Here is a 16394-nt window from a genome sequence, read left to right as displayed (position 1 = left end):
GAGACAGCCCCGACCCCGACCCCGACGGGGACCCGACTGACCTCCTTGAGCGGGGCGAGCGGACGGCGGACGGGAGGCCCGTGTCGGATCCGCCACGGGCCTCCCGTCCGTCATCCGGCACGTCCGCCGATGCCGAACGTCCCCCGACTCAGTCGAACGCGTTCGTCATCACGTGGGCCGCACGGTCCAGGTACCCCCAGAGCTCGGCCTCGTCGAGCGGAGCGAGTCCGAGCGACTCCACCGCGTCGTGCATGTGCTGGAGCCAGTGCTCGCGCGCCTCGGGCGTGATGCGGAACGGGTTGTGCCGCATCCGCAGGCGGGGGTGTCCGCGCTGTTCGCTGTACGTGGACGGTCCACCCCAGTACTGCTGGAGGAACTGTGACAGCCGCCAGATCGCCCCCTCGAGGTCGTCGGCCGGGTACATCGGCCAGATGACCTCGTCGTGCTGCACTCCCTCGTAGAAGCGTCGTACCAGACGGTCGAACGTCGGCGCGCCGCCGATGCGGTCGAAGAGCGAGCCGCTCGCCGCGGCGCCGCCCAGTCCGACACGGAGCGTGACGGGCTGCGCCGGAACCGCGCCGGCACCGTCGGAGTGACGGGCACCCTCGGTGCGGCCGCTGCTGTCGGCGTGAACGCTGGTTTCTGCGCGACCGCTGCTCTCGGGCCGACCAGCGGCTCCGGCCGGTGGCCCGATCGGCAGGGACGGTCCGGTCATGGCGAGTCCTCGTGGTCGGTGCTGGGTTCTTCTCCGGTACGGATGGCCCGCCCGAAGACGTTCCGTCGTGCGCTGCGGGACCGGGCGGGTGTCGGGACCGGCGCGGTCCGCACCGGTCGCAGGCCGTTCACGGAGGTGGCGTTCTCCCACCCGGCGGGCATGATCATCGCCATCGCGGGCAGGGTGACGCCGAGCTCGTCGACGCTGTGCTTGAGCCGGATGCGGAGCTCGCGGCCGACGACGTCGAGCTCGGAGGCACGGGTCTTCACGACCAGGCGGAACACCATGCCGGTGTCCGTGATCGACTGCAGGCCCCAGATCTCGGGCTTCTCGACGATGCGCTGACGCCACCGGGACTCCTGCGACATGGTGACGGCAGCGTGCAGGAGGGCGTCCTGCACCGCGTCGATGTCGGTGTCGTAGGGGACGGTGATGTCCACCAGGACGCGGGACCACCCCTGGGACAGGTTGCCGACGCGCAGGATCTGGCCGTTCGGCACGAACCAGAGGATCCCGTTGACGTCGCGGATCTGCATGACGCGCAGGCCCACGCTCTCGACGACGCCGGTCGCCTGCCCGGTGTCGACGACGTCACCCACCCCGGCCTGGTCCTCGAGGATCATGAAGATGCCGGACAGGATGTCGCGGACGATGCTCTGGGCACCGACCGCCAGGCCGGCGGCGACCACCGAGGCGCCACCGACGATGCCGACGGCGGCGGTGGGGAACACCGTCGAGATGATGATGGCGAACGCGATGACCGCGACGACGACGGTCGCCAGGTTCTCGAGCACGCTGCCGAGGGTCCGGGTGCGCTGGACGACCCGGGCCGTCTGCAGCGGTGAGGCGACGAGCGCCTGCGTGTCCGCGGCACCCTGCCGCTTCTTCACGCCGTTGACGATGCGGTCGACGACCTGCTTGATCGTCCGGCGGAGGATGAGCCGGAGGACCACCGCCGCGAGCAGGACGATGACGATGGTGATCGGGACGTGCCAGGTGTCGACGAACTGGGTGAACGTGTTCGACGCCCACTTCGAGACGTCGGTGGTGTCTGCAGCCAAGAGCATGATCCGATCGATGCTAAGCGGCGAGGCCTCGGCCTCCCTGGAGGAACGCCGAGGCCTCGCCGCTCGTCACATCAGGGTCAGACGTCCGCTGCCTGGACCCGGAGGGCCCGCTCGGTGCCCGCGAGGTTCTCGGTGACGATGCGGCGCAGTGCCGGCGTCTCCGGGTGTGCCTCGAGCCACGCCACGGCCGCGTCGCGCAGCTCCGTCGACGCCAGCGGCGCGGGGTAGAGCCCCGTGACGACGGTGTCCGCGATGTGGTAGCTACGCTCGTCCCAGATGCGGGTGATCACGTCGAAGTACCGTGACACGAGGCCCTCGAGCACGACCGGGGAGTTGACGTGCTGGAACCCGATCGTGGTCTGACGGACGATCGCGTTCGGCGCGTCGTCGCTGTCGACGAGCGACGAGAACGCGGCGAGCTTGCCCTCGGCCGTGGGGATCGTCGCCCGGGCACGCGCGGCGGCCTGCTCACCCGAGGCCGTGCGGTCGGCGGCGAGCTCGGTGTCGATCTCGTCGTTGCCCGCAGCGCCGGCGAGCACGAGGCCCTCGAGCAGCTCCCAGCGGAGATCGGTGTCGACCTCGAGCCCCTGCAGCGTCACCGAGCCGTCACGCAGCCCCTGGAGCGTCGCCACGTGCTCGGGCGTCGAGGGGATCTGCGCGAAGAACTTCACGAACTGGAACTGCGCGTCGGAGCCGGACTCGGCCGACGATGCGAGCTGCCAGAGGGTGTCACCGACGGTACGGACGGTGCTGTCGGACTTCGCCGGCGCGACGTAGTTGCGCGCGGTGAGCAACAGCTGCGACAGCGTGGTCCGGATCGTCGTGGACTCGGTCTCGGTCGCGATGTTGCCGAGCACGAGCGACACGTAGTCGCTGGCGGGGGACTCGGCGTCGCGTGTGGCGTCCCAGACGGCACCCCAGACGATGGAACGCGCGAGGGGGTTCGCGATCGCGGCGAGGTGCTCGATCGCAGTGCGACGGGACTGCTCGTCGAGACGGATCTTGGCGTAGGCCAGGTCGTCGTCGTTGAGCAGCACGAGGTCGCCGCGGTGCACCCCGACCAGTTCGGGCACGTCCGTGCGGGCTCCGTCGACGTCGATCTCGACGCGGTGGGCCCGCTCGAGCTTGCCGCCGGACGACGCGGTGTCGGCTCCGAACGGTGCCGAAGCGTCGTTCGTGAAGGAGTAGACGCCGATCGCCAGTCGGTGCGGTCGCAGCGTCGGGTGGTCGGCCGGGGCTTCCTGCAGCACGGCGAACGAGGTGATCACACCGTCGGCGTCGGTCTGGATCTCCGGGCGGAGGGTGTTCACGCCGGCGGTCTCGAGCCACAGCTTCGACCACTCGGACAGGTCACGGCCGCTGGTGGACTCGAGTTCGACGAGCAGGTCCTTCAGCTCGGTGTTGGAGTGGTGGTGCTTCTTGAAGTAGGCCGAGACGCCCGCGAAGAACGCGTCGATGCCGACCCACGCGACGAGCTGCTTGAGGACCGAGCCACCCTTCGCGTAGGTGATGCCGTCGAAGTTGACCTGGACGTCTTCGAGGTCGTTGATCGTCGCGACGATCGGGTGCGTCGAGGGCAGCTGGTCCTGGCGGTAGGCCCAGGACTTCTCCATCGCCTGGAACGTGGTCCACGCTTCGGTCCACTCGGTGGCTTCGGCCGTGGCGATGGTCGACGCCCACTCCGCGAACGACTCGTTGAGCCACAGGTCGTTCCACCACTTCATGGTCACGAGGTCGCCGAACCACATGTGGGCGAGCTCGTGCAGGATCGTGACGACCCGGCGCTCCTTGATGGCGTCCGTGACCTTCGAGCGGAACACGTACGTCTCGGTGAAGGTGACGGCACCCGCGTTCTCCATCGCACCGGCGTTGAACTCCGGCACGAAGAGCTGGTCGTACTTCTCGAACGGGTAGGCGACGTCGAACTTCTCCTCGAAGTACGCGAAGCCCTTGCGGGTGATGTCGAAGACGTACTCGGGGTCGAGGTACTCGGCCAGCGACTTCCGCGCGAACACCCCGAGCGGGATGGTCCGGCCGTCACGGCTGGTGAGCTCGCTGCGGACGACCTCGTACGGGCCGGCGACGAGCGCGGTGATGTAGCTCGAGATCTTCGCCGTGGGCGGGAAGGTCCACGTGGCGTGGTCCCCGTCGACGTGCGGCTCGGGCGTGGGAGCGTTCGAGACGACCTGCCAGCGTGCCGGTGCGGTCACGGTGAAGCTGAACTCGGCCTTGAGGTCGGGCTGCTCGAACACGGCGAACATGCGCCGGCTGTCCGGGACCTCGAACTGCGAGTACAGGTAGACCTCGTCGTCGACGGGATCGACGAAGCGGTGCAGGCCTTCGCCGGTGTTCGTGTACAGCGCATCGGCGACGACGACGAGCTCGTTCTGCGCCTGCAGGTCGGCGAGCTGGATGCGGACGCCGTCGTTCACGGCGGCGACGTCGAGCGCCGCGCCGTTCAGGGTGACCGAGTGGACGGTCTTCGTGATGGCGTCGATGAACGTGCTGGCGCCGGGCGTGGCCGTGAAGCGCACTCGGGTGGTGCTGCCGAAGCTCTCGGCGCCGCGGGTCAGGTCGAGTTCGACGTCGTAAGTCTGGACGCTGACGATGCCGGCACGTTCCTGGGCTTCGGTTCTGGTGAGGTTCTCTCCGGGCACGGACGCTCCATCTTCGCTGCGGACGCGGACGATCGATGTCCGCGTGTCGGTGGTCCCGCTCGGCATCGTGCGCTGGCGGGACGGCTCGTGACCAGCCTAGCGAGCGGGCGTACGCTCACGACCTGTGACTGACACCACTGTGGAGAACACCCCTGCGACCCGGACTGCTGTGGAGTTCTGGTTCGACCCGACCTGCCCCTGGGCGTGGATGACGAGCCGCTGGGTGGGTGAGGTCGAGCAGCACCGCGACCTCGACGTGACCTGGAACGTGATGAGCCTCTTCGTCCTCAACGAGCACAACGAGGACATGCCGGCGGAGTACCGCGAGGCGATGGAGCGGAACCAGGTGTACTCGCGCCTGGTGACGGCTGCGAAGGCACGCCACGGCCAGGAGGTCGTGAAGCGTCTCTACGACGCGCTCGGCGAGCAGATCCACCACCGCCAGCAGAAGGACCCGAAGCAGGTCGTGCCGGCCGTCCTCGAGCAGCTCGGCCTCGAGGCCGACCTCGCCGACGCCGCGTGGACCGACGAGACCGATGTCGCGATGCGCGAGAGCCACCGGGACGGCATCGAGCGGGTCGGCCAGGACGTCGGCACGCCCGTCATCGCCGTCGACGGTGTCGCCTTCTTCGGACCGGTCATCTCGCCGGCGCCGAAGGGCCAGCAGGCACTCGACCTCTGGGACGGCGTCGTCGCCGCGGCCCGCTACCCGGGCTTCTTCGAGCTCAAGCGCTCCCGCACGACCGGTCCGGTCTTCGACACGGTCGAGGACTGACCCCGGCGCGACCACGACGGTCGCGCCCGCCGCGTGCATCGCCCCCCGTTCCGACGGGGCGCGATGTCGGTGCGGGGGCAGAACAGGTCGGTGCCGTCGCGGTCCCGCGGGCTCGCGTGGTGCGGGGCGGACGGGAGGCGCGGGTCGGCCCCGCCACGGGCCTCCCGGTCCGCGTCCCGCCGCGTGCGCCGCGCCCCGTTCTGACAGGGCGCGATGTCGGATCGGGCGGGCTCGCGTGGTGCGGGGCGGACGGGAGGCGCGGGTCGGCCCCGCCACGGGCCTCCCGGTCCGCGTCCCGCCGCGTGCACTGCGCCCGGTTCTGACGGACGCGATGTCCCTGCGGGGTGCAGCCCAGCCTGAGCAAGGTCAGATCAGGCCAGCGGCAACCGCATCAGCGTCAGGTCGAGCCATCGGTCGAACTTGCGGCCGACCTCCGGGACGACCGCGACCGTCGCGAACCCGAGTCGCTCGTGGAGCGCGATCGACCCCGTGTTGGTGCTGCAGATGCCGGCGATCATCACGTGCCGGCCCTCGTCGGTGGCGCGGGTGACGAGGGCGCGCATGAGCGTCGAGGCGACACCCCGCCCGCGGAACGACTCGACGACGTAGACGCTGTGCTCGACGGTGAGCCGGTAGCCCTGGTGGGGCCGCCACTGCGAGTAGGTCGCGTACCCGGCGACGACCCCGTCGACCTCGGCGACCAGGACGGGCCAGCCGTCGCCCTGCCGCTCGGCCAGCCAGGTGTCGAACCAGGCGCGGGGGTGCGGGACCTCTTGCCAGATCGCCGTCGAGTGCAGGACCGCGTCGACGTGGAGTGCGTGCACGACGTCGAGGTCCGCGGGAGTGCAGTCGCGGACCCGAACCGCATCTGTCGCATATGCTGTCGCCATGTCTCACATCGTAGACGAGCCCGAGGGTGCCGACGCAATCCCCGACCAGGAGCGGACGGACCAGGAGCGGAAGGGCAGTGGGCACGCGGACAGTGATCGTGCGGAGATCGATCACCCGGACGACGCCGACCAGCGCCGGCTGGGGGAGCGGTTGCAGCGCCTCCGCACCGAGCGCCGCTGGAGCCTCACGGAACTCGCCGAGGAGTCCGGCGTCTCCCGCGCCATGATCAACCGCGTCGAGCGGGGCGTCTCGAGCCCGACCGCCACGATCCTCGGCCGCCTCTCCGGCGCGTTCGGGCTCACCGTCTCGCAACTCCTCGACGAGGCCCTCGAGCACGAGGTGCCCCGGACCAGCGATCCGGACGAGGCCCGCGGGGTGCAGCGTGCCGCCTCGGCCGACTCGTGGACCGACCCGGAGACCGGGTACCGCCGCCGCCCGCTGTCGAGCGCGGACTTCCCCGCCGACGTGACCGAGGTGCGCCTGCCCGCCGGTCGCGAGGTCGCCTACCCCGCCAGCGCGTACGCCTTCCTGCGGCACTGCATCTGGGTGGTCGACGGGGCCCTCGAACTGCAGGTGGGTGCGACCACGACGCGCCTCGGCGCGGGGGACCGGATCGAGCTCGGCGAACCGGCCGACGTGGTCTACCGCAACGCCGGCGACGAGCCGTGCCGGTACGTCGTCGTGGTGGTCCGCCAGCGCTGAGGGGAGGCCCGCTCCGGGTCCGGCACCGCGCCTCCCGGCCCGGCCTGCCTGCCCGGCCCTGCTCGTGCGCGAAAGCGACAGTCCGCGGCGGAAGGTTCGCGCAGATCTGTCGCTTTCGCGGACGGGACGTCCGCCCCGCGTCCGGCACCGCGCCTCCCGGCCCGGCCGGCCCGGCTCCTGCGCGAAAGCGACAGTTCGCGGCGGAAGGTGCGCGCAGTTCTGTCGCTTCCGCGGACGGGAGGCCCGCCCCGCGTCCCGGCCCCGCGTCCGGCCCGGAGGCCCGCCCCACGTCCGGCACCGCGCCTACCGGCCGGAGCGGGCGCGGGAAGCCCGCCGCGGGTGCAGGAATAGGATCGGTCCATGCGCATCCACCTCGGAACGGACCACGCCGGCCTCGAGTTCAACAAGACCCTCGCCTCGCACCTGACCGAAGCCGGCCACGAGGTCGTGGACCACGGTCCGACCGAGTACGAGCCGCTGGACGACTACCCCTCGTTCTGCATCAACGCCGCGCACGCCGTGGTGCAGGACCAGCGCGCGGGGGTCCAGGCCCTCGGCGTCGTCTTCGGCGGATCGGGCAACGGTGAGCAGATCGCCGCGAACAAGGTCGAGGGCATCCGGGCGGCGCTGGTGTGGAACGAGTCGACCGCGGTCCTCGCGCGCCAGCACAACGACGCGAACGTCATCTCGATCGGTGCCCGTCAGCACACCGAGGAAGAGGCCATCCGCTTCGTCGACCTGTTCATCGCCGAGCCGTTCTCGGGCGAGGAGCGCCACGCCCGCCGGATCGCGCAGCTCGCCGAGTACGAGCAGACCGGCACGATCGCCGGCAAGCAGGTCGACGCGTAGCAGGGCGCTTCCGGCCGGGTCACCGCGGACCGGGCCACGCCGTCGGCAGTCGGGGGACACGGGTCGTCAGCGGTACCGGGTAGAACGGAACGCATGCCCGAGGGTCACTCCGTCCACCGAATCGCCAACCAGTTCACCCGGCACTTCGTCGGCAAGCGCTGCGAGGTGTCCAGCCCGCAGGGCCGGTTCGCCGCGGGCGCCGCACAGCTCGACGGCAAGACACTGATCGCTGCCCGCGCCGTCGGCAAGCAGATGTTCCTGGAGTTCGAGGACGACCTGTTCCTCCGTGTGCACCTCGGTCTGTACGGGGCGTGGGACTTCGCCGGCGTGATCTCCACCGCCGAAGCGCTGTCGGACGACGACGACCGCGAGGAGTCCTTGTCCTCGATCGGCGCCCCGCGACTCGCCCGCTACCGGATGGCCGAGCAGGAGAAGACCGAGGACCCGATCGAGGCCTTCCCGCCGGACCCGGTCGGCCAGGTGCGCGTACGGCTGCTCACCGAGGACACCGTCGCTGACCTGCGGGGCCCGACTGCCTGCGTCGTCGAGGATCCCGCCGGTGTGCAGCGTGCGCTCGACAAGCTCGGCCCGGACCCGATGAACGACGACGGTCCGGAGGCCGAGAAGGTGTTCGTGGAGAACATCCGGAAGCGCAACGTCGCGATCGGGCAGCTGCTGATGGACCAGTCCGTGGTGAGCGGCATCGGCAACATCTACCGCGCGGAGCTGCTGTTCCGGCAGCGCCTCGACCCGTACAAGGTCGGGAAGAAGATCACCGTGAAGCAGGCGAAGGCGCTCTGGGCGGACTGGTCGAAGCTGCTGCACGACGGTGTCCGGGACGGCTTGATGCTGACGATGGACGGCCTGTCCGACGCCGACCACAAGAAGGCACTGCGCTCGCGGAAGGACCGCCACTGGGTGTACCACCGACAGGGCGAACCCTGCCGGGTCTGCGGCACCGAGATCCGGATCGCCGACATGGCCGGCCGCAAGCTCTACTGGTGCCCGAAGGACCAGAAGTAGCCCTCCCGCAACACGCAAAGGTGGCGGCGCTCCGCAGGGCTACTGCCGTGCGTGACGACGCCACCGTTGCGTTTCGCGAGGACCTAGACGGCCCAGTGGGTCCAGCGGCCGGCGACGGCGGTGGCCAGGACCGGCATCGTGCGGAGTGCGGCCGACGTCGCCGTGAGCGGGTCGGACGGCACGAGGACCAGGTCGGCGACGTCGCCGACGGCCACGCCGACGCGGCCGTCGGTGCTGCCCCGCCACGCGGCGAGCGCCGACATCCGCTGCTCCGGGTGCCACGGAGCCCGTCCGTCGCGGTCCCGGCCGACGGCGGCGGCGAGCGCCACCCACGGGTCGAGTGGCGCGACGGGGGCGTCCGATCCGAGTTGCATCCGGGCTCCGGCTCGCTCGAGTGCGGCGAACGGGAAGGCCCGGTCGGTGCGGCCCGCCCAGTGGTGGTCAGCGATGTCGCGGTCGTCCATGGCGTGCTCGGGCTGGACGGAGGCGACGACGCCGAGCCGCGCGAACCGCGGGACGTCGTCGGGCTGCAGCAGTTGGGCGTGCTCGATGGTGCCGCGGGTGCCGACGGTCTCGAACGCGTCGAGTGCCAGCGTGACGGCCCGGTCGCCGATGGCGTGGACGGCGGGGACGAGTCCGGCGGCGACGGCACGGCGGAGGACCGGGACGAGGTCCTCCGGCGTCCAGGTGAGCAGCCCTCCGCCGTCCGAGGTCGCGGCGGTCCGGGTGCCGAGGGACCCGTCGGTGATCACCTTGAACGGCCCCATCGTCAGCAGGCCGCGGGTGCCCGGCACGACGTCGCCGGTGCTGAGGCCGCGCGCGACCACGCCGTCGAGCTCTCCCGGGTAGACGCCGGACGCCACGCGGATGCCGTCCGTGCCGGCGGCGATCCGGCGCGCCCATCGGTCGAGTCCGAACACCATCTCGAGGTCCACGACGCCCGTCACCCCGCGTCGGGCGGCGGCGTCGACCGCTTCCTCGACGGCGGCGTCGAGCAGTTCGCCGGGCACCCGGGACAGCGCACCGGTGACGTCGAAGGCGTCCTGTTCACGGAGGACGCCGTCCTCGCCCGCCGGCAGGGCACGGCCGAGCGCCGCTGCGAAGTGCGCGAGGGCGCGGGTGTTGCACCAGACGGCGTGCAGGTCCGCGGCGACGACGACGACCGGGAGGCCCGGGGCGGCTCGGTCGAGCAACTCGCGTCGCGCCGGGGCCGGCCAGAGTCCGTCCCGGTAGCCGTGTCCGACCAGGACGCGGTCCGGGAGCGCAGTGCGGGTGGCCTCGGCGAGGCGGTCGGCGGTCTCCTCGGCGGAGGCGCAGTCCTGCACGTCGATGCGCTGCCGCATGAGTGCCCACTGGTCGAAGTGCACGTGGTGGTCACGGAGCCCCGGTCCGAGCCAGGCGCCGTCCGCCTCGACGACCTCGGTGGTGACCTCGCTGCCGGAGGGCGCGTCGATCGTCCCGGCCGGTCCGATCGCGGCGACCCGTCCGTCGAGGACCAGGACGTCGGAGGGGGCGCCGGACGTGCCCACACGGCGGACGGTGCGGAGCAGGACGGATGTCACAGCGCCTCCCGTCCGGCGTCGCCCAGGTCCTCACGACGCGCGCGTACGCGCTCCATCTCGTCCGCCAGCGCCGGCGCCGCGTAGGGCCCGTCGGCGCGGAGGCCCTCGATGACCCGGTCGACGACCTCGGGTGCCTTGTTCTGGCTGAGCTTCGCGCGCGCGTCGAACCGGGTGACGCGCAGCCGGATGCCGACGGTGCCACGGGCGATGCGGCGGGCGGTGTCCTGGTCGACGTCGAGCGACACCGGGGACGGCATCTCCCGTTCGAAGTGGTCGACGAGGTCCCCGAGGACCCGGAAGTTCTCGTCGTCGGACAGGATCTCCGGCGTGCCCCACAGATGCGCGGTGGTGTGGTTCCAGGTCGGGACGAACTGCTCCGGCGGGTACCAGGCGGGGGAGACGTAGCCGTGTGGGCCCTGCACGATGACCAGGACCTCGTGCTGGCCGAGCTCGTGCGCGACCTCGTCCGGACGGCCGACGTGCGACACCAGGACGAGTTCGTCGTCAGCGCTCGCTTCGAGCAGGAACGGGTAGTGCGACGCCACCAGCCCGGTCGCCGTGTGCGACACGATCGTCGCCCAGGGGTTCCCGTCGACGAGTCGTCGGACCTCGTCGACCTCGGTCATCAGGAAGGATGGTGTGTGCCGCATCCGACGAGCGTGGCACATGCCAGGCTGGTCGGCATGGAGAAGCGCGCTGCCTACGAGTCCGTCCTGCCCTACGTCCGGGAGTGGATCGCCTACAAGGTGTGGCAGCTGCGGTTGCCCGGCGTGCAGGTCGCCGTCGGGTTCGAGGGGCAGGAACTGTTCGCCGACGCCTTCGGCTACGCGGATGTCGAGGCCGGGCGTCGCCTGACGACCTCCGACCTGTTCCGGATCGCCTCGCACTCGAAGACGTTCACCGCGACGGCGCTGCTCCAGCTCGCCGACCAGGGCGCCCTGCGCCTCGACGACACCGTCGGCACGTTCGTCCCCGCCCTGGTCGAGGCCGGTTCGCCGATCGCCGACGCCACCGTCCGCGAGCTCATGGAGATGGGTGCCGGAGTCGTCCGCGACGGCGCCGACGGCGACCACTGGGCGCTGGCACACCCGTTCCCGGACGCCGCGGAACTCGTCGCGCTCGTCGTCGCGGGCGGCGCGAAGGTGCCCGTCGGGTCGGCCTTCAACTACTCGAACCTGGGCTACGGCCTGCTCGGCCTCGTCATCGAGGCGGTCACCGGCACCCGCTACGCCGACCACGTCCGCACGGCGATCACCGAGCCGCTCGGGCTCACCGGCACCGGCGCCGAGTTCGACCCGGCGCGCGAGGACGAGTACGTCATCGGCTACACCGGCCTGCACACCGCCCGCACCCGGCAGCGCGTCCCGCACGTGACGACGGGGGCGCTCGCCGCGGCCACCGGGTTCCACGGCACCGCCTCGGACCTGGTCCGGTACTTCTCGGCACACGTGCCCGGCCGCGGCACGCTGCTCTCCGACCATGCCAAGCGGCTGGCCCAGCGGAAGGCGTGGAGCGCGCTCGACAGCGACCCCGCCGCCCGCGGCTACGGCGCCGGGTTCGTCGTCGACCGGATCAACGGCCGGGAGGTCCGTGGCCACTCCGGCGGGTTCCCCGGGCAGATCACGCAGTCGGTGTTCGACCCCGCGTCCTCGCTGGTCGTGTCGGTGCTGACGAGCAGCGCCACGGGTCCCGCGACGATGCTGGCCTACGGCATCGTCCACCTGCTCGACGCCGCCGCCGACGAGCACGCCCCCGGGGCGCCGGTGCCGGCTGACGTCGACACCGACCGCTACACCGGGCGCTTCACCACCTTCGAGGGGATCACCGACATCGCCCGCGTCGGGGAGCGGCTGCTGGCGATCGACCCGACGCAGCCGGTGCCGACCGAGTCGCCCGTCCGCCTGGAGGTCGTCGACGCGGACACGCTGCGGATGGCGTCCGGCAACCGGTTCGGGTCGATCGACGAGGACATCGTGTTCACGCGCGACGACTCCGGCGCGATCGTGTCCGTCCGGGGCGACAGCGGCATGACGCAGCGTCCGTGGTCCGTGCCGGAGGAGTCACCCGAGGTCGCGGCCGCACTCGTCTGATCACTGCCCGGGTCTGAGCACTTCGCTCGTCTGCACACGCAGCCCTGCGGCCGGGGACCGGGCGGTCGGCGTCAGCGGACGTCGGCCGTCTCCCACAGCCGTCGGGCACCGTGGCCGACCGGGCGGAGGAGCGGCGGCGCGAACACCAGCAGCGCCCCGACGAACGCCACGAACTGCGCGGTCTGCGGGATCGCGAACAGAACGGTCAGGGCGTCCTGCGGCGGCATCCAGAACCCGAACAGGACCGGCTCGACGACCGTCCAGGCGAGCCAGATCCCGGCGCCGACCAGCACGGCCCAGGCGGCGACGCGGTGCAACGGACCGCTCGCAGCGCCGGCGGTGGTGTCGGCGGTGGTGTCGGTTGTGGTGTCGCCTGTGGTGCTGGGCCTGGTTCGCAGGACGAGTAGCACGCCGAAGACGAACAGCAGCACCCGGGCCGCGATGAACAGCACGGTCCCGAGGGGCCAGGCGGCACCGGGCACGAGTCCGGCCACGGAGTACGTCAGCGCGGCGAGGGCGAAGGCGAGCAGGACGTGGTCATGATTGCGGAGCGCCTCGATCGTCACCACGGCGGCGGCGGCGAGACCGACGGCCATCACGGTCCGGAACCCGATGCTGTACTGGTCCGGCCACGTGAGGGCGACCTGCAGCCAGCTGGCGACGACGGCGATCGCCGGGACGAGTGCGGCGACGACCGCGGCGAGTGCCGTCAGTCGGTCACGTGTGGTGTCGTGCATGGTTCCCCCCTCGTGCTGTCCTGCCTCCGTGCAGTGTCGGCACTCTACACATCACCGGCCGCTGCAGGGAAGGGTCGGGAGGACGGGGTGGGGACAACCCCACCACGCGTCCGGGAGGCGGCAGGATGGGACCGGGCCCGCTCCTGGGCGAGGCTCGATGCATGACCGACACCGACCGGCTCGACCTGGCCCGCACCGTCCCCCTGGACGACGCGATGACCTCGCCCGACCATGCCGAGACCGTTCCGCTCGACACCACGACACCGGAAGCGACCATCCCGATGCCCTCCGCCCCTGCACCCGGTCCTGGCGGGCCTCCCGGCGCCTGGGACGCGACCCCGCCGGTGACCACCCCGCAGCCGCCGAAGCCGACGGCGTCGGCCCCCGGCGGTCGCGGTCCGGATGCCCCGATCCGCTCGGGCAGCGGTGGCAGCGGTGGGCGACCGAGCGCCGGTGCCTTCTACCGGGAGGCCTGGCGTCGGTCACCGCGGGACTTCGGTTACATGGCCCTCACCGCGGTGCTCCTCTGCACGCTGTACTTCGCGTTCCCCGCGATCCTGGGCATCGGCGGCCTCGGGTCCCGCGACGTGTTCAACCCGTTCACGCTGCTGCTGTTCTTCGTGGCGCTGTTCGTCGCCCGCTGGCTCGGACAGTTCGAGAAGCTGCGGATGAGCTGGGCCGACCCACGGCCGATCCGTCCGGTGGACTGGACGCCGAAGTGGCAGCAGAACTGGTGGACGCGCACCGGGTCGGCGGTCGCGAACCCGCACTACTGGCTGTACCTGCTGCACGCGGTCGTCGTCTACCCGCTGACCGCTGCCGTGACCGTCGGTGCCGGGCTGCTCCTGGCGGTCGGGTTCCTCTGGCCGGTCGTCGTCGTCCTGGTGTACGTCGTCGCCGGCCGGTACCTGCTCGACCCGAACGACATCGGCTCGGGTGCCGGGGTCGTCTTCCTCGGCCTCCTGTCGATGGCGGCGAGTGTGCTCCTGTTCCCGCTCTGGCTGCGCGGCTCCGTGCTCGCGCACTACTGGATCGACCACGGCCTGCTCGGCGGCTTCCGGGCCGAGGTGCTCGAGGAGCGGGTGGCGGGCCTCCAGGCCTCGCGTGCCGGCGCCGTGACCGCGGAGGGGCAGGCGCTCCGCCAGATCGAACGCGACCTGCACGACGGCCCGCAGCAGCGACTGGTGCGTCTGCGGATGGACCTGGCCGCGGCCGAGCGGTCGTTCGAGAAGGACCCGGAGCGGGCCAAGCGGCTGATCGGTGAGGCGTCCGGCCACGCGCAGGACGCGCTCGACGAACTGCGGGCGCTGTCCCGCGGGTTCGCGCCGCCGATCCTGCTCGACCGTGGGCTCGTCGCGGCCCTCGAAGCGCTGTGCTCCCGTTCGCCGATCCCAGTCGGACTCGACATCCGCCTTCCCGACGGGCTCGAGCTCGCGACCGAGATCCAGCGGAACGTGTACTTCACCGTCAGCGAGCTGCTGACGAACACCGCCAAGCACGCCGGCGCCTCGGCGGCCGGGGTGTACCTCGGGCTGCTGGTCGACACGGCCGGCACCTGGTTCCTCACCGTCAGCGTGACGGACGACGGCCGCGGCGGGGCGAGCCCGCGCGAAGGGCACGGCATCGAGGGGCTGATGGGCCGGATGCGCGCCCTGGACGGTGAACTGACGGTGTCCAGCCCGCTCGGCGGACCGACGGAGGCGACCGCCCGGATCCCGCTCGGTGCGCTGAACGGTGTCCCCACGCCCCGCACGTGAGCAGGTGCGCGTCGCCGCTAGGCTGAGCGCATGACCGACGGCCCGGATGCAGCACGCATCCGGGCCGTCGTCGTCGACGACGCCGTCCTGCTCCGCGAGGGCCTGGCCCGCGTGCTCGACGAGGCCGGCATCGACGTCGTCGGCCAGTTCGGCGATCCGGCGTCGTTCCTCGCCGCACTGCCCGCGCTGACCCCGGACGTCGTCGTGATGGACGTGCGGATGCCGCCGACCTTCACCGACGAGGGTGTCCGCGCAGCCGTCCAGGCGCGGCGGATCGCCCCCCGGACCGGCATCCTGCTGCTGTCCCAGTACGTCGAGGCCGCCTACGCCGAGGACGTCCTGGCCGCCGGCAGCGCCGGCATCGGCTACCTGCTCAAGGACCGCGTCACCCGGCTCGACGAGATCGACGACGCCGTCCGTCGGGTCGCATCGGGAGGCACGGTGCTGGACCCCGAGGTCGTCACCCAGTTGATGAGTCGCCGCCGCGACCCCCTGGCGGCGCTGACACCCCGGGAGCGCGAGGTCCTCGGCCTGATGGCGGAGGGTCGCACCAACGCCGCCATCGCCCGTGCACTCGTGATCGGCACCGGGGCGGTCGAGAAGCACGTGACGAGCATCTTCGGCAAGCTCGCGCTCGAGGACACCGGCGAGGACCACCGCCGCGTCCTGGCCGTCCTGGCCTACCTCGGATGAACCGCGTCCCGGCACCGCTGCTGGCACTCACCGCGATGCTGTCGGTGCAGATCGGCGCAGCGGTCGCGAAGACGCGCTTCGAGGACGTCGGCTCGGTGGGCGCCGCCACCCTCCGGCTCGTCATCGCCGCGGTCGTCCTGGCGCTCGTCGTCCGCCCCCGGGTCCGGCACTGGACCCGTGCCCAGTGGCTCGCCGCGGTCCTGCTCGGCCTGGCGCTCGGCGGCATGAACCTGTTCATCTACGTGGCGTTCGCGACGATCCCGATCGGCGTCGCCGTGACGATCGAGTTCCTCGGCCCGCTGACGCTCTCGCTCGCGCACACCCGGCGCTGGCGGGATGCGGGTTGGGCGGCGCTGGCGCTCGTGGGCGTGGTGCTGCTCGGCGTCGGACCGTCCGCGGTCGGCGACGTCGGGGGAGTCGTGGCCGCCGTCCTCGCCGCCGGGTGCTGGGCCGCGTACATCGTGATGAACCGCCGGGTCGGTGCGGCGATCCCGGGCATCGACGGGCTGGCCGTGTCCATGCTCGTCGCGATGGTGGTGGCGCTGCCGTTCGGACTCCGGTCCGCAGTCCAGGGTGTCGTGGCCGACCCGCTGCTGCTCGTCGTGTTCGGCGTCGTGGCGCTGCTCTCGAGTGTGCTGCCGTACGCGCTCGAGATGTCCGCGCTCCGCCGGATGCCGACGCGGGTGTTCGGCGTGCTGCAGAGCCTGGGCCCGGCGATCGCAGCGCTCGCCGGCCTGGTCGTCCTCGGTGAGGCCCTGTCGGTACTCGAGGTCGTCGCCCTCGTCTGCGTCACCGCGGCGAGCGCCGGGGTCACCCTGACGTCGCGGCGGGGCGCCGCCGCGGTCTGACGTCATCCGGCTGTCCGCCGGCCGAGGG

General features: G+C 71.8%; 15 protein-coding genes. 8 read left to right on the top strand and 7 right to left on the bottom strand.

From position 1 onward, the window contains the following. Positions 1–148: 148 nt before the first annotated feature. From DEJ24_RS12275 to pepN, 3 genes are all read right to left on the bottom strand, one after another. Positions 149–715 carry a globin gene (locus DEJ24_RS12275; RefSeq protein WP_309147016.1) on the bottom strand — a complete coding sequence of 189 codons (567 nt, stop codon included), beginning with the start codon at positions 713–715 and terminating at the stop codon, positions 149–151. Continuing rightward, the gene (locus DEJ24_RS12270) at positions 712–1782 is read right to left on the bottom strand and encodes a mechanosensitive ion channel family protein (protein WP_258366114.1); all 1071 of its coding nucleotides are present in this window, start codon (positions 1780–1782) and stop codon (positions 712–714) included. The genes DEJ24_RS12275 and DEJ24_RS12270 overlap by 4 nt, the downstream gene beginning before the upstream one ends. Positions 1783–1859: 77 nt before the next feature. Further along, positions 1860–4439 (bottom strand): aminopeptidase N, encoded by a 2580-nt coding sequence (gene pepN / locus DEJ24_RS12265; RefSeq protein WP_111078861.1) that lies wholly within the window; start codon positions 4437–4439, stop codon positions 1860–1862. Positions 4440–4563: 124 nt separating this feature from the next. Between pepN and DEJ24_RS12260 the strand changes: the two genes are divergently transcribed. Then, positions 4564–5214 carry a DsbA family protein gene (locus tag DEJ24_RS12260; protein ID WP_258374672.1) on the top strand — a complete coding sequence of 217 codons (651 nt, stop codon included), beginning with the start codon at positions 4564–4566 and terminating at the stop codon, positions 5212–5214. Positions 5215–5585: 371 nt separating this feature from the next. Here DEJ24_RS12260 and DEJ24_RS12255 read toward each other — a convergent pair whose 3' ends face one another. After that, positions 5586–6104, bottom strand: coding sequence for a GNAT family N-acetyltransferase (locus DEJ24_RS12255; protein WP_111078847.1), 519 nt, complete (start codon positions 6102–6104; stop codon positions 5586–5588). Here DEJ24_RS12255 and DEJ24_RS12250 point away from each other — a divergent pair. The 3 genes from DEJ24_RS12250 (at position 6103) to DEJ24_RS12240 (ending at position 8679) form a co-directional block, all read left to right on the top strand. Next, the gene (locus DEJ24_RS12250) at positions 6103–6807 is read left to right on the top strand and encodes an XRE family transcriptional regulator (RefSeq protein ID WP_111078846.1); all 705 of its coding nucleotides are present in this window, start codon (positions 6103–6105) and stop codon (positions 6805–6807) included. The genes DEJ24_RS12255 and DEJ24_RS12250 overlap by 2 nt on opposite strands. Before the next feature lie 360 nt (positions 6808–7167). Next, on the top strand, positions 7168–7656 hold the full coding sequence (locus DEJ24_RS12245; protein ID WP_111078845.1) for a ribose-5-phosphate isomerase: 489 nt from the start codon (positions 7168–7170) through the stop codon (positions 7654–7656). A gap of 93 nt (positions 7657–7749) precedes the next feature. Then, positions 7750–8679, top strand: coding sequence for an Fpg/Nei family DNA glycosylase (locus DEJ24_RS12240; protein WP_111078844.1), 930 nt, complete (start codon positions 7750–7752; stop codon positions 8677–8679). An 83-nt stretch (positions 8680–8762) separates the two neighbouring features. Here DEJ24_RS12240 and DEJ24_RS12235 read toward each other — a convergent pair whose 3' ends face one another. Together DEJ24_RS12235 and DEJ24_RS12230 are read right to left on the bottom strand one after the other, a co-directional pair. Further along, complete coding sequence (locus DEJ24_RS12235) at positions 8763–10241, bottom strand: amidohydrolase (RefSeq protein WP_220036716.1); 1479 nt, start codon at positions 10239–10241, stop codon at positions 8763–8765. Then, complete coding sequence (locus DEJ24_RS12230; RefSeq protein ID WP_110905031.1) at positions 10238–10891, bottom strand: FMN-binding negative transcriptional regulator; 654 nt, start codon at positions 10889–10891, stop codon at positions 10238–10240. Before DEJ24_RS12230 ends, DEJ24_RS12235 begins: the two co-directional genes overlap by 4 nt. A gap of 33 nt (positions 10892–10924) precedes the next feature. Here DEJ24_RS12230 and DEJ24_RS12225 point away from each other — a divergent pair, with 33 nt between their 5' ends. Then, positions 10925–12331 (top strand): serine hydrolase, encoded by a 1407-nt coding sequence (locus tag DEJ24_RS12225; RefSeq protein WP_110905030.1) that lies wholly within the window; start codon positions 10925–10927, stop codon positions 12329–12331. Positions 12332–12402: 71 nt separating this feature from the next. Here the strand turns inward: DEJ24_RS12225 and DEJ24_RS12220 are convergent, their stop codons facing one another. Next, the gene (locus tag DEJ24_RS12220; RefSeq protein WP_111078843.1) at positions 12403–13068 is read right to left on the bottom strand and encodes a hypothetical protein; all 666 of its coding nucleotides are present in this window, start codon (positions 13066–13068) and stop codon (positions 12403–12405) included. A 161-nt stretch (positions 13069–13229) separates the two neighbouring features. On the opposite strand from DEJ24_RS12220, the gene DEJ24_RS12215 reads away from it, so the two are divergent. The 3 genes from DEJ24_RS12215 to DEJ24_RS12205 are packed head-to-tail and all read left to right on the top strand — an operon-like array spanning position 13230 to position 16366. Then, on the top strand, positions 13230–14825 hold the full coding sequence (locus DEJ24_RS12215; protein WP_111078842.1) for a sensor histidine kinase: 1596 nt from the start codon (positions 13230–13232) through the stop codon (positions 14823–14825). Between the two features lie 30 nt (positions 14826–14855). Next, entirely contained in the window at positions 14856–15518 is a 663-nt protein-coding gene (locus DEJ24_RS12210; protein ID WP_110904025.1) for a response regulator transcription factor, read from the top strand. Further along, a complete protein-coding gene (locus DEJ24_RS12205; RefSeq protein WP_111078841.1) occupies positions 15515–16366 on the top strand; it encodes a DMT family transporter in 852 nt (283 codons plus the stop codon). Before DEJ24_RS12210 ends, DEJ24_RS12205 begins: the two co-directional genes overlap by 4 nt. The last annotated feature ends 28 nt before the right edge of the window (positions 16367–16394 follow it).

Source organism: Curtobacterium sp. MCPF17_001 (genome assembly GCF_003234615.1).
In the GTDB taxonomy this organism is placed as follows: domain Bacteria; phylum Actinomycetota; class Actinomycetes; order Actinomycetales; family Microbacteriaceae; genus Curtobacterium.
This window is presented reverse-complemented; position numbering and strand designations above follow the sequence as displayed.